General features: G+C 54.5%; 12 protein-coding genes. 4 read left to right on the top strand and 8 right to left on the bottom strand.

The features are described from left to right. Positions 1–36: 36 nt before the first annotated feature. The 4 genes from trmD to ffh all read right to left on the bottom strand — a co-directional run bounded on the left by trmD (position 37) and on the right by ffh (position 3,212). The gene (gene trmD, locus AC1RMG_RS08610) at positions 37–810 is read right to left on the bottom strand and encodes a tRNA (guanosine(37)-N1)-methyltransferase TrmD (protein WP_019094770.1); all 774 of its coding nucleotides are present in this window, start codon (positions 808–810) and stop codon (positions 37–39) included. Then, on the bottom strand, positions 792–1,328 hold the full coding sequence (gene rimM, locus AC1RMG_RS08605; RefSeq protein WP_493168944.1) for a ribosome maturation factor RimM: 537 nt from the start codon (positions 1,326–1,328) through the stop codon (positions 792–794). The genes trmD and rimM overlap by 19 nt, the downstream gene beginning before the upstream one ends. A 5-nt stretch (positions 1,329–1,333) precedes the next feature. Then, a complete protein-coding gene (rpsP, locus tag AC1RMG_RS08600; protein WP_007927680.1) occupies positions 1,334–1,585 on the bottom strand; it encodes a 30S ribosomal protein S16 in 252 nt (83 codons plus the stop codon). Positions 1,586–1,835: 250 nt separating this feature from the next. After that, entirely contained in the window at positions 1,836–3,212 is a 1,377-nt protein-coding gene (ffh, locus tag AC1RMG_RS08595) for a signal recognition particle protein (protein ID WP_161466239.1), read from the bottom strand. A 209-nt stretch (positions 3,213–3,421) separates the two neighbouring features. On the opposite strand from ffh, the gene AC1RMG_RS08590 reads away from it, so the two are divergent. The 4 genes from AC1RMG_RS08590 (at position 3,422) to cysC (ending at position 8,080) form a co-directional block, all read left to right on the top strand. Next, positions 3,422–4,234, top strand: coding sequence for a cytochrome C assembly family protein (locus AC1RMG_RS08590; protein WP_125062609.1), 813 nt, complete (start codon positions 3,422–3,424; stop codon positions 4,232–4,234). Positions 4,235–4,243: 9 nt separating this feature from the next. Next, positions 4,244–5,473 (top strand): transporter associated domain-containing protein, encoded by a 1,230-nt coding sequence (locus AC1RMG_RS08585; RefSeq protein WP_019094768.1) that lies wholly within the window; start codon positions 4,244–4,246, stop codon positions 5,471–5,473. Positions 5,474–5,763: 290 nt separating this feature from the next. Continuing rightward, positions 5,764–7,077, top strand: coding sequence for an MFS transporter (locus AC1RMG_RS08580; protein ID WP_262213086.1), 1,314 nt, complete (start codon positions 5,764–5,766; stop codon positions 7,075–7,077). 406 nt (positions 7,078–7,483) lie between these two features. After that, the gene (gene cysC, locus AC1RMG_RS08575; RefSeq protein ID WP_125062607.1) at positions 7,484–8,080 is read left to right on the top strand and encodes an adenylyl-sulfate kinase; all 597 of its coding nucleotides are present in this window, start codon (positions 7,484–7,486) and stop codon (positions 8,078–8,080) included. Positions 8,081–8,178: 98 nt separating this feature from the next. Here the strand turns inward: cysC and AC1RMG_RS08570 are convergent, their stop codons facing one another. The 4 genes from AC1RMG_RS08570 to AC1RMG_RS08555 all read right to left on the bottom strand — a co-directional run bounded on the left by AC1RMG_RS08570 (position 8,179) and on the right by AC1RMG_RS08555 (position 13,198). Continuing rightward, on the bottom strand, positions 8,179–9,303 hold the full coding sequence (locus AC1RMG_RS08570; protein ID WP_125062606.1) for a glycosyltransferase family 4 protein: 1,125 nt from the start codon (positions 9,301–9,303) through the stop codon (positions 8,179–8,181). 8 nt (positions 9,304–9,311) lie between these two features. Continuing rightward, a complete protein-coding gene (locus tag AC1RMG_RS08565) occupies positions 9,312–10,442 on the bottom strand; it encodes a glycosyltransferase family 4 protein (protein WP_368994149.1) in 1,131 nt (376 codons plus the stop codon). Then, positions 10,439–11,710 carry a glycosyltransferase gene (locus tag AC1RMG_RS08560; protein ID WP_125062604.1) on the bottom strand — a complete coding sequence of 424 codons (1,272 nt, stop codon included), beginning with the start codon at positions 11,708–11,710 and terminating at the stop codon, positions 10,439–10,441. The genes AC1RMG_RS08565 and AC1RMG_RS08560 overlap by 4 nt, the downstream gene beginning before the upstream one ends. Positions 11,711–11,944: 234 nt before the next feature. Beyond that, entirely contained in the window at positions 11,945–13,198 is a 1,254-nt protein-coding gene (locus AC1RMG_RS08555; protein ID WP_493168940.1) for a glycosyltransferase, read from the bottom strand. Positions 13,199–13,303: the final 105 nt, after the last annotated feature.

The raw sequence follows: 13,303 nt of genomic DNA, 5'->3' as shown, positions 1-13,303 counted from the left end.
CTAAGGTAAATCGTCGGATCTACCATCGATACGTTGTTAACTATCGTCCCGCTCGCGGAGATATTCCTCGAGCAGCTTCTTCTCTTCTCCAGAAAGCGAGCGGCTTTCCAGAAGATCGGCGCGTCGTTCATAGGTCCGACCAAGGGACTGCTGTAAACGCCAACGCCGGATGTGTGCGTGGTTGCCACTTAGCAACACGTCGGGAACACGCTGATCCGCATACACCTCCGGTCGGGTGTAGTGCGGGCAATCCAGCAGACCGTCCGTGAAGGAATCTTCCTCCGCGGAATCCACATGCCCTAAAGCTCCGGGCAGCAGTCGCGTAACCGCATCAATCAGGACCATCGCCGGCAGCTCGCCACCGGAGAGTACATAGTCGCCAATCGACCACTCTTCATCGACATGAGCATCAATAAAACGCTCGTCAATGCCTTCATAACGACCAGCAATCAGGATCAATGCATCCTCATTCGCCAACTCGCGCACCGCCGACTGATTCAGTTGGCGGCCTTGGGGCGACAGGTAGATCACCTTCGCGCCCTCCCCGGCTGCGTTTCTGGCCTGAACCAGTGCATCTTCCAGGGGCTTGATCTTCATCACCATGCCCGGACCACCGCCAAACGGGCGATCGTCCACAGTGTGATGTCGATCCGTGGTGTAGTCTCGCGGATTCCAACAGGTCAGCTGCAACAGCCCCTGTTTCACCGCGCGGCTGGTTATGCCGTACTCGCTGATGGCGGAGAACATCTCGGGAAACAAACTGATCACTTCTACGCGCAAGTTAGCCACGCTTAGAAGTCCGCATCCCATTCCACCTTCATCTCGCCCGCGGCCAGGTCGACGGCCAACACGCATTGCTCGGTATAGGGCAACAGGCGTTCGCGATCATCCAGGCTGCCAGCGCAAGGCTTGACCACCATTACATCGTTCGAGCCGGTCTCCAGCATGTGATCGATCTTCCCGAGCAGTTGCCCGAGGCCGTCGATAACCTTGAGACCTTGCAGCTGGTACCAGTAGTACTCGCCGTCGGTCAGTTCAGGGAACAGGCTGCGCGGCACGCAGATCTCGTAACCGGCCAGAAGACGAGCTTCCTCGCGATCATCAAGACCCTTGAGCTTTGCGACCAGGAACTTGTCGTTCCCGCGTCCGCTGACCAGCTCAACCTGCTTCACGCTACCTTCGCGCTTGAGCGTCCAGGTTTTGTAGTCCAACAGGTTTTTAATCGGATCAGTAAAGGAAAAGACCTTCACTTCGCCGCGAACGCCATGAACAGAGTAGATTTTGCCGATAACGATCAAATCATCAGCAGGAGCTGGCGTCGCGTTCATAGGGTTCAGGCTGCAGCCTTAGCCGATTCCTTCAGCAACTGAGCAACACGCTCAGAAGGCTGTGCACCAACGCTCAGCCAGTAGGCTACGCGCTCTTGGTTCACGGACAGGCGGACTTCTTGACCACGAGCGATCGGGTTGAAGAAGCCAACTTGTTCTTTGTGCGAACCGTCGCGTGGGTTGCGGCTGTCGGTCACGGTCAAGTGGTAAAACGGGCGCTTTTTGGAGCCGCCAAGGGCAAGACGGATTGTTAGCATGTGAACATCGTTCCTGTAGTCGGTGCTGCAAATCTAAATGCACAGCGGGCATGGGTGCCCGAAAGGCCGCATATTCTAAGGAATATCCGGACTTTTGCAAATGACTTTTTCCGGCGCCCGTCGGCTGCCATTCAGATTTGCCATGGAGCTGCCGCAAGCGACAGCGAGTGAGCGCACCCCAATCGAGGGTTTGCCCGGGATTCCACGTCCCCGTGGAAAAAGCGCCGGCATGACGGCCGGCGCGGATTCTTCAGATCTTCGGCATGCCGCCGCCGGGCAACATACCGCCCATGCCGCGCATCATCTTGGCCATACCGCCCTTGGCGGAGAACTTCTTCATCATCTTCTGCATCTGCTTGTGCTGCTTGATCAAGCGACCGATGTCCTGCACCTGGGTGCCGGAACCCAGGGCGATCCGGCGCTTGCGCGAACCGCTGATCAGCTCGGGGTCGCGGCGCTCGGCCGGGGTCATGGAGTTGATGATGGCTTCCATCTGCTTGAACTGCTTCTCTGCCGCGCCCTGGGCATTGCCCATCTGCGCCAGGTTCACGCCACCGATGTTCGGCAGCTTGTCCATCAGGCCGCCGAGACCGCCCATGTTCTTCATCTGCTGCAACTGATCGCGGAAGTCTTCGAGGTCGAAGCCCTTGCCCTTCTTCAGTTTTTTAGCAAGCTTGTCGGCCTTGTCCTTGTCGAGGGTCGCTTCAGCCTGTTCGATCAGGCTGAGCACGTCGCCCATGCCGAGGATGCGCGAAGCGATGCGCTCAGGGTGGAACGGCTCCAGGGCTTCGCTCTTCTCGCCCATACCGATGAACTTGATCGGCTTGCCGGTAATGGCCCGCACCGACAGCGCGGCACCACCACGGGCATCGCCGTCGACCTTGGTCAGGATCACACCGGTCAGCGGCAGCGCTTCGCCAAAGGCCTTGGCGGTGTTGGCGGCGTCCTGACCGGTCATGGCGTCGACCACGAACAGGGTTTCCACCGGCTTGATGGCCGCGTGCAGCGCCTGGATCTCGTCCATCATCTCGCTGTCGATGTGCAGGCGACCGGCGGTGTCGACAATCACGACATCGATGAACTTGAGCTTCGCTTCCTTAATAGCCGCTTCGGCGATAGCTACCGGCTTCTGGCTCAGGTCCGATGGGAAGAAGGTCACGCCAATATCATTGGCCAGGGTTTCCAGCTGTTTGATAGCCGCCGGACGGTAGACGTCCGCGGAGACCACCATCACGCTCTTTTTCTTGCGCTCTTTAAGAAAGCGCGCAAGCTTGCCGGCGGTGGTGGTCTTACCCGCACCCTGCAGACCGGCCATCAGCACCACGGCCGGTGGCACTGCGCTGAGGTTCAAATCTTCGTTGGCCGCGCCCATCAGGCTTTCCAGCTCGGCCTGGACGATCTTCACAAAAGCCTGGCCCGGCGTCAGGCTGCGGGACACTTCGGTGCCGACCGCACGCTCCTTCACGGAGTTGACGAAGTCCTTGACCACCGGCAACGCAACGTCGGCTTCGAGCAGCGCCATGCGCACTTCGCGCAGGGTGTCTTTGATGTTGTCCTCGGTCAGCTTGGCCTTGCCGGTGACATGGCGCAGCGTCTGCGAGAGACGGTCGGTTAGGTTTTCAAACATGCTCGATCCTTTCAGGCCCAAGGTAGACCGGGGGTAATGGCGGCCCAGAGCGTAATAAACAGGTGCTCGATGAGCCTGCGGCGTGGGCAGGTCGCGGATTATAGCGAAGACTGTGCGTGGCGGACACCTCGCCGTCTGCTTGCCTGGTCTTTCAGGGCTCTGGGTTCTATGCCAAACTCAGCGACTTTCGGGCCTGCCTAACAGGATTTATGCTCCCCTTGTCACCCAGTTTGCTACCCACCCTCGCCGCCGCCGTCCTTTATGCCGCTGCGACCTTCTACCAAGGCTCCCGCCTGGCCACAGGCGCCAAGGCGAACAAGCGCCTGCTGGTTACGCTCGGCATCCTGGCCTTGCTGGCCCATGCCACCAGCCTGCTGACCCACTTGCTGACTCCGGTCGGCCTGGGCCTGGACTTCTTCAGCGCCGCCAGCCTGATTGCCGCTGCAGTCATCGCCCTGACCCTGCTGGCCTGCTGGCGCATCCCGGTGGAAAACCTGCTGGTATTGCTGTTCCCGCTCGGCGCCCTGACCGCGCTACTGGCGCAATTCGTCCCCACCGGCACAGTGCCGGTGATCGATGAGGAACCCGGGATCCTCGCCCACATCCTGTTGTCGATCCTGGCCTACGGCATGTTCACCATCGCGGTGTTCCAGGCCTTGTTGCTGCTGGTGCAGGACCATCAGCTGAAGAACAAGCACCCGTCCGGGCTGATCAGGAACTTCCCGCCGCTGCAAACCATGGAAAGCCTGCTGTTCGGTTTTCTCTGGGCCGGCTGGACCCTGCTGTCGCTGTCGCTGATCTCCGGCTGGCTGTTCGTCGAGAACCTGTTCGCCCAGCACCTGGTGCACAAGACACTGCTGGCCTGTTTGGCCTGGGTAGTGTTCAGCGTGCTGCTATGGGGCCGCAATCGCCTCGGCTGGCGCGGGCACAAGGCAATTCGCTGGACCCTGGCAGGTTTCTGCCTGCTGATGCTGGCCTACTTTGGCAGCAAGCTGGTTCGTGAATACATCCTGCACATCTGACGACCGGCCATGACCGACTCCCTGCCCACCGGGCCCATGCTCGCGGTAATCGCCCTGCTCATCGTCTGGTCGGGCCTGTTCACCGCTATCGATGCCGCCCAGCAGCACCTGCTGACCCTGCGCGGCAACTTGCGCAATGGCGACAAGTCCCAGGCACGCCTGGCCTTCCCCAAGGAAAGCCTGATCCTGTGCAATACCCTGTGCCGGGTCCTGGCGGTGATCATCAGCACCCTGCTGGCGCTGTTCTACTGGGCGGAAAATGGCCCCTGGCTGGCCTGCCTGATCAGCACCTGCGCCCTGCTGGTGCTGGCCGAATACCTGCCGCGGGCCCTGGCCGTGCGCTACCCGGAAGGTACCTTGGGCTTTGGCAACAGCCTGCTGCTCATCCCGATGAAAATCGTCTATCCCCTGGCCTGGCTGCTCGACACCCTCAGCCAGTTGCTGCTGCGCCCGTTTGCCCGCAAGGCCGGCGCGGTCAAGCACAGTGACGACGACCCGGCGCTACTGGACGACGAGCCCACGCCACAGGAGCCACATGCCCTGTCCGGCATCCACGCCCTGGACAACATCACCGTCAATGACATCCTGGTGCCCCGCAGCGAAGTGGACGGCATCAACCTGGACGACCCGATCGAGGACATCATCGCCCAACTGCGCCTGAACAGACGCACACGGCTGCCGGTGTTCCACAGCGATATCAACCAGGTCGAAGCGGTGCTCAACACCCGGCAGATCCGTCACCTGCTGCCGGACGCCAGCCTGACCAAGGACGCCCTGCTGGCGGCCTGCCACGAGCCCTACTTCGTCCCGGAAAGCACCCCGTTGCAGTTGCAACTGCTCAACTTCCACAAGCAGCAACGGCGCCTGGGCATGGTGGTGGACGAATACGGCGAAGTGCTGGGCATCGTCACCCTGGAAGACATCCTCGAAGAAATCGTCGGCGAGTTCGAAAGCGAGCACAGCCTGGACAACCCGCACATCCACCCCCAGGCCGATGGCCGCTATGTGGTGGAAGGTGCGGCATCGATCCGCGAGCTGAACAAGAGCCTGGGCTGGCACCTGCCCAGCGACGGTCCCAAGACCCTCAACGGCCTGGTCACCGAAGCCTTGGAAACCATCCCCGACAGTGCGGTGTGCCTGAAAATCGGCCGCTACCGCCTGGAAATCCTCGAAACCGAGGAAAACCGCGTCAGCCGCGTACTGATCTGGCACACCAGCAGCGTCCCCGCCCGCATCTGATCGCCTGCCGCCGCAGCCAATGGCGCCCCTGAAGGTCGAAAACCTTCTCGCCAGCCCGGCAGCCGCCAAGCCCCTTGTTGAATCGTTAGCCGCCTTTCTATAATCGATCCGCTTACCCAAGCCCTGTGCAGACCCGCGTGCTACCCGCACCCAGCGCAAACCTGCCGATAACCAGCCCTTCTGTTCGACGTCACTCCCATCCCGAGGGACGACCGCGCCAAACCCACATCCCTGGGTGCTCGACCATAATAATTCGCTCCACCGGAGCACAGACTGTCAGGGATAACCACATGACGACCAGCACCGCCTACAGCGCCACCACGCCTGCCCAACCGAGCAATTCCGCCTCGCGGGTGGCCACTGCCAGCTTTATCGGCACCGCCATCGAGTTCTACGACTTCTACGTCTACGCCACCGCCGCCGCACTGGTGATAGGCCCGGTATTCTTTCCCCAGACCTCCGGCACCGCCCAGATGCTCTCGGCGTTCCTGACCTTCGGCATCGCCTTCCTTGCCCGCCCCCTGGGCTCGGCACTGTTCGGCCACTTCGGCGACCGTATCGGACGCAAGTCGACCCTGGTTGCCTCGCTGCTGCTGATGGGCGTGTGCACCACCCTGATCGGCGTACTGCCAGGCTACGCCAGCATCGGCGCCTGGGCGCCCATCCTGCTTTGCGTGCTGCGCTTCGGCCAGGGCCTGGGGTTGGGTGGCGAATGGGGCGGCGCCGCGCTGCTGGCCACGGAGAACGCACCGGAAGGCAAGCGCGCCTGGTTCGGCATGTTCCCGCAGTTGGGCCCCTCCATCGGTTTTCTCGCTGCCAACGGCCTGTTCCTGGCCCTGGCCATGGGCCTGGATGACGAACAGTTCCGCTCCTGGGGCTGGCGCATTCCCTTCCTGCTCAGCGCCGCCCTGGTGATGGTGGGCCTGTACGTGCGCCTGAAGCTGCACGAAACCCCGGTCTTTGCCAACGCCGTGGCACGCCAGGAACGGGTGAAGATGCCACTGGTGGAACTCTTCAGCCAGTACTGGCTGCCGGTACTGCTGGGCGCCGCGTCGATGGTGGTGTGCTACGCCCTGTTCTACATCTCCACGGTGTTTTCCCTGAGCTACGGCGTCGCTACCCTGGGCTACAGCCGGGAAACCTTCCTCGGCCTGCTGTGCTTCGCCGTACTGTTCATGGCCGCGGCCACGCCTCTGTCGGCCTGGGCCAGCGACCGCTTCGGGCGCAAGCCGGTGCTGATTGTCGGCGGCGTGCTGGCGATTCTGTCCGGCTTCACCATGGAACCCCTGCTGACCCAGGGTTCCACCGCCGGCGTGGCGCTGTTCCTGTGCATCGAACTGTTCCTGATGGGGGTCACCTTCGCCCCGATGGGCGCCCTGCTGCCGGAACTGTTCCCGACCCGCGTGCGCTATACCGGCGCTTCGGCGGCGTACAACCTGGGGGGCATCGTCGGAGCTTCGGCCGCGCCGTTCTTCGCCCAGAAACTGGTGGCGATGGGCGGTTTGAGCTGGGTTGGGGGGTATGTTTCAGGGGCGGCGATCCTGAGCCTGATCGCGGTGCTGTGCCTGAAGGAAACGCGCAATAACGATTTGAACAAAATCTGAAGAAATAAATCGTTCCCACCCAGACAGAGCGTGGGAACGAGCCCTTCAATGAATGAAAAAATTCACCTGAACTCGAATGCTGATGTTTCCATATACACGTCACTCTGACCGGTCGGCTCTTAGCCGCCGCAGGCTGCCTCTGCATAAGTCACTCCGCTATCAAAATCCACCTGTTAGCTATGAGATCGATGGCCACTTCGCAAACAATTAAACCGCGACATGGCAAATATTGAATACTCCTGTTAAAAGATAGTGCTCAGCTATCGATAACGACCGAACTGTCCCTCTGGACAAGCTCCAACCAGAGCTTCCGAGATAGCCTTCACTGAATGTGAATTTTTATATGCGGCATGAGCCCAGGTATAGAGGCATAACTGTCCAGGACGTTTCTAAGGATGAATAACGCATGACTCAAGAGTTGGTATTTCAATATTCCACGGTGAATGCACACGCTCGAGCCAACCTGAAAAAGCAGCGGCCGGCAGTTATATGGTTTACCGGATTGAGCGGTGCGGGTAAATCAACACTGGCAAATGCCCTTGAACAGGCTCTGTTTGAACTTGGACATCATACTTATCTCCTGGACGGCGATAATGTTCGAATGGGGCTATGTCGCGATCTAGGTTTCAGCGATATCGATCGCGAGGAAAATATCCGAAGAGTTGCCGAGGTCGCTCAATTATTTGTAGATGCTGGTGTTATCGTGATCACCGCGTTCATTTCTCCATTCCAACGTGACCGAGCCATGGCCAGGGAAGTAATTTCTACCGATAGATTCATAGAGGTATTTGTTGATACCCCCTTGGTCGAATGTGAACGAAGAGACCCCAAAGGCCTGTACGACAAAGCCAGATCTGGGTTGATCAGGAACTTCACCGGCATAGACTCGGCTTATGAAGTGCCCATCAATCCAGACATCCGGATCAATACACAGGAAGAGGCCATAGCAACCGGAGTACAAAAAATCCTGGAGTATCTCGACTTGAAAAACCACTCTTCCTGATAACCAAGCGAGTACATAAAAACAAACGGTCATTAAATTGGCAAGGTTCTTGAACCCTTGCCATCGTTTAACCACCAAGAGCTCAATACGCCTTTATTTTATCTAGAGTGAAACGTCGCTATCAGCTCCGAGTACAAGCCCACATATGATCGAACCATCTGCTCCGCAGTAAAATGTTCCCAATATCTCTTTTCAGCGTTTTCCCCCATATTTGCGGCATGCACGGGGTTGTCCCAAAGATAGTTCATGGCCTGACGCAAGGCCCCTGCGTCACTAGGAGGCACAACCATACCGGTCTCCCCATGAATATTGATGAATGTAGTACCGGTACCAATCTCACTTGAAATCATTGGCTTTCCATACATTGCTCCCTCGAGCAGCGAGATACCGAAAGCCTCGGAGCGCAAATGGGATGGAAATACCACTCCGTAGCAAAGCGTAAGCAATGCAACCTTGTCTTCGTCTGGCAGTTGCCCCAAAAAGTGAACATTGCACAAACCGAGAGCTTCAGCCTGGGCCTTTAACTCTAATTCGATAGGCCCCGCACCAAGAATGACAATGGGGTGGTTCAACCCTTGGCCAGCCTCCATCAGTATATGCAAGCCTTTATAGTAACGAATAACCCCAACAAACAAGAAAAATTTAGATCCGACTCTTTCACGCCAAGCCTCGAGCAATGATGGTGGCACAGAAGGGTAACTTAATTTATCCAAGCCAATCGGGATAACACTGACTTTGTCAGAATACCTCCTTAGAACATCGCTAGTTTCAAAGTAATTAGGAGAGGTTGCTACTATATGTTGAACATCCCCCAAAAATTTTAACTTCAATGGCCGATAAATTTTCAACAAATTTTTCTGCCTAATTATATCGGAATGATAAGTTACAATTGTTGGCTTCTTGACACGGGTGGCAAAATGCACCAAGTCCATGAACGGCCAAGGAAAATGGTAATGAACTATATCCGCTTCCTTAGCAAGTTTCGCAAATCTGAAAAAAGCAGAAGCGGAGAATCCAGTCGAGGCCACCTGCAAGTCCATCCTGGCTCGATGCCCTGTATAACCATCTACCTCAAATGAGCGCGGCAATCTTTCAGAGGTCAGTGACAGAACATCGGTTTCAACACCCAATCTTTTGGCGCCACGGGCAATTTGATTAATTACTTGTTCAACCCCGCCCATGGTATCTGGGTATGAAGTCTTATAAAAATGCAATACTTTCATTTACAGGCCTAACATTGCGAATTGCGTTTTTTACGACTCATAAAGGCCTCTTCAAAGACGGCAAGTGTCTCCATTGCTGTCGAGTCCCAGCTAAAATGGCCCGCTACAGATACCGCCAATCCAGCCAGGCGTTTCCGACCAGCCTCATCGTCCAATAGTTGAGCCAACCCGTTCGCAATTGATGCCAGGTTAGTGGGATCAACCAAGATCCCCGCCTGTCCCGCGACCTCCGGCATCGAAGAGCAGTTAGAGGTAAGAACCGGTACGCCGTTGGCCATCGCCTCCAGAAGCGGAAGGCCGAAGCCTTCATAGAGAGATGGCATTGCTAAAAACAACGCATTTCGATACAAAGCTGATAGCTGTGCCTCACTTACATAGCCAAGTACAACGACATCATCTTCAACACAAAACCTCTTCGCGATATTGCTTGCATCGATCCCTCCCCAACCACCACCACCAGCCACGACCAACTTACGTCCATTTCTAATACGTAACGGTAAGAGAGAGAAAGCCTCAATCAATCGAGAAAGATTCTTGCGAGGTTCCAGGGTCCCAACAAACAGAAAATATGGGTAATTTATGCCGGTGGACTCTAAGAGACCCAGTTGCTCCTCTCCAGAGGGCAAAGAACTTCCCAATTGAAGAGCCCTTATCTTCGCCACATGATTTGGAAACTCTACGCTCAAATCCGACGCCGTACTTTTAGAAACGGCGATTACCCGGTCAGCTGCGTGAACTGCGAGCGGCATGAAAAAAGAGTCCATACGCCTATTAACCGGATGCATTGTTGCCGGTGCGTACCTCCAGACCAAATCATGAACAGTAACTACGCTAGCAATACGTTTGCTCAAAAAAAAAGGTAGTCGATGTGTCGGAGACCAGAACACGTCAACCCTGTCCTTCCAAGCATAAAAAGGAAAAAAAGACTGGGCATTAAATAGATTGGGAATACGCCCAAATTTTTCCGAGACCCTGAAACTAACCTCGCCCCCTACCGGAACCTTGGAACTGACATCGTCACTCGAATATAGAAACCACTCGTGTCCCATCATCACTAGTCGATTGAGCAGTTCCAACGTGTAGCGGCCAATTCCAGTTATATCCCCGGAGATAGAACTCGCATCAACACCAATTCTCATCGCACCAATTCTTCATTAATGATTACCAATTCGGAAAGGGAGCCCTTGCCCTTTCCCATTAAATAATTACCATCAAGCAGAAGCGACACTAACCTTGAAAAGGCCAACTTTTTAGAAATATGCTCTTCACGGATCCCTGACGGCGCAACTTTATCCCTCCAAAGTAAAAACTCCTTTTCTATTACCTCAAGCAATTGCGGAAACTCCCTAAGCGGATCTACACTTATTTTCCAAGTAGCATTTTCCTCATGGAAGGCTGCAAAACTTGAGCAAACTACACGTTTACCCATGACTTGGGCACGGGCAAGAGTCCCGGATGTTTCTCCACACGAAGGGAATCTCAAGTTCATTTGTAAATCGATACGATTTTGCCAAGCCTGCAGAACTTCCTCTTCTACATAGCCGGTGAACCTGACTAGCTCCTTGATTTGCCAACGCTCAATAATCTGCTCCGCGGCAAAACGTAGGTCCCCATCAATCTTCCCCACAAACACTAGTTCAACACGCGCTCTATCTGCTGCCGACAGAGAACGTGCAAAAGCCCCAAATGCCTCGAGCAAAATCTCATTTCTTTTGATGTCACTATAGAACCCAATAGACCCTACACAAAAAACCCCCTCAGCCGGACCTGTAGTAAGGGGAGAAACTTCAAATACTCTTGGTCGCGGATGGTCATACACTAGAACAGTGGGCAACTGCACTCCTTTTATCGCCTCAGAAACCAAGCGTAATCGTGCATACTTTGAATGAACAACCACTATATCTGCCCGGGAAAGCGTTATACCTTGCCCCATAAGAAAATAACGTGATGTTTCAGGTAAATTGTCGAAGTTATCCGCCATCCACTCCGCTTGCATACCAAACTCGAACTGTAATGCCAGAATCTCATCTTCACGAGAGAAAGAACTATTTGGGTCTCTTGCCATAGATCTAAGCATTGGAAAGGCTGTTAAATCGTGTACTACCGCAACAACATTAGGAAGGTTGGACTCGGCGAGCACCTCCCATACCCAACGATGAAATTCGTTTGATGCAAGGAATAGAATCACTACATCTGTATCGCAAAAAACCACATCGGAAATATCTTCGGCGAGCCAGCCCTTCCCTCGAAGTTCATTCAGCCCATCGGCACTTGGAGCCTTATCTAAAAGCGTTATATTCTGACGAACTTTACTTCCCAGATCGCACTCCAAGTCAAACAGAAGCTGCATTATGTAATCTGCGGTACCCGTTTGTTTAGGGGGCAATGGAGATAAAAAGTAAATCATTATAAAACTCCAATTAATTTCAGGCGGACAAAGCCACCACGCCAGGCACTCCAAGTCCCCATTTTTTATATGAAGGGTCGGTACAAAACCAAACCTGATGTAGCAATAACTATCCCTGCATACATTTCCAGTTCATCGCGTTACTCCAACTCTGTATAGATGGCACGCGAAGCCTGCTTAGCATCGGATATCGCACTCCCTTAGTTTAAGACTTCACCATTATTGGAATGGCAACTATTGTTTATCTAAAATTTCAGAGAACTTCTTTCCATTACGGATTATTTCAGGCCAACGACAGTCTTCAACTTGATCATGGCGAGCAGCACATGCCAGCTCCATTTTTGACCGGGTCCCCATTTCCTTGACGAAGGACATCGCCTCGAAAAGTGCGCTAGCGAAACCCTCGACTGGAGAGCAGAAAACACCAGGCAATGTCATATGGCGTTCAAAACCACGAAATGCGATGCTAGTGGCAGCTACCGCACGGCATGAGAGTAGTGCTTCAGCCGTTTTCAAGTTTGTTCCACCACCATCAGTAATGGGCAAAACCGCAATATCCGCGGTTTTGAAGTAGCTGCTTTTTTCTTCGTCAGTGACTCGCCCTACACAATGCACCCCGGAAATTCTATGCCCCGTGCTCGCACACCAATCCTCATACAGTCGGCATATATCGCCCATCAAGATAAGAAGCGAATTCTCCAACAGCCCACCTGAAACCATATGGGAAAGAACAAGGTCTCGTAGTCCAAACCAATTCGGCTCGTGGTAAGAACTTATAAAAACCAGGACAACTTTACCCTCTGATATGTCCACCCCCCCCATTAAGCTCGGCTCCCCCAAGTTCTCCTCACTGATTTCTGGACAACTTGAACCATTTGGGATAACTAGAGCATCTTTCCTTCCATGGTACGCATAGGTCTTCTGGTCATCCTCGCTGCAACATAAAACCCCATGAGCACTCAGAAGTAGATCCCGCTCAGTAGTGTATATTCGCTGCACACAATAATTATCAAATACCTCATGACGCTTCAAAAGTTGCTCTTTCATGGCCCACTCGACATTATGGCTGCTATAAACAACCTTCATGCGGTCATGACGAGAACATGCCCAGGTTTTAAAAATCGGCCACAAAAATGGATGTTCCAGCCATAATAGATCCGGATCATAAGCACTGGCCTGCTTCAAGATTTTATTATAAAAATCGATATCAGCGATGACAGCGTCAGTGAGCCGCATTTCAAAATCATGTGGCACACTGAAAACCCAATCATTGGCTACTTGCCCTATGGGGAAGTCACTTACCCAGCCATCAACACGATGTGGATATATCCCCATGAACTCACGTTTGTAGCCCATGCCCTCAATCAGGTTTGCCAGTTGCGTAGCACGAATTTGTCCTCCAGCAATTGGATTTCGGATAGGGTAATAACAAACTTGAAGTGCTCGCCGACTCATATCATTGGGTGCTCTTTGAGCTATCCAGTTCACTTTTATACTGACTGCATCCCGGTTTGCTTTCTCTTTCCATCAGGGCATGAATAGCTGCATCGAGCCTACGCTCGTAGAAAGCACTCATGACCTCTATCCGGGTAC

The organism is Pseudomonas sp. GW822-FHT04H02 (genome assembly GCF_058800645.1).
The sequence above is the reverse complement of the archived record's forward strand: the minus strand, read 5'-3'. Positions and strand labels throughout refer to the sequence as shown.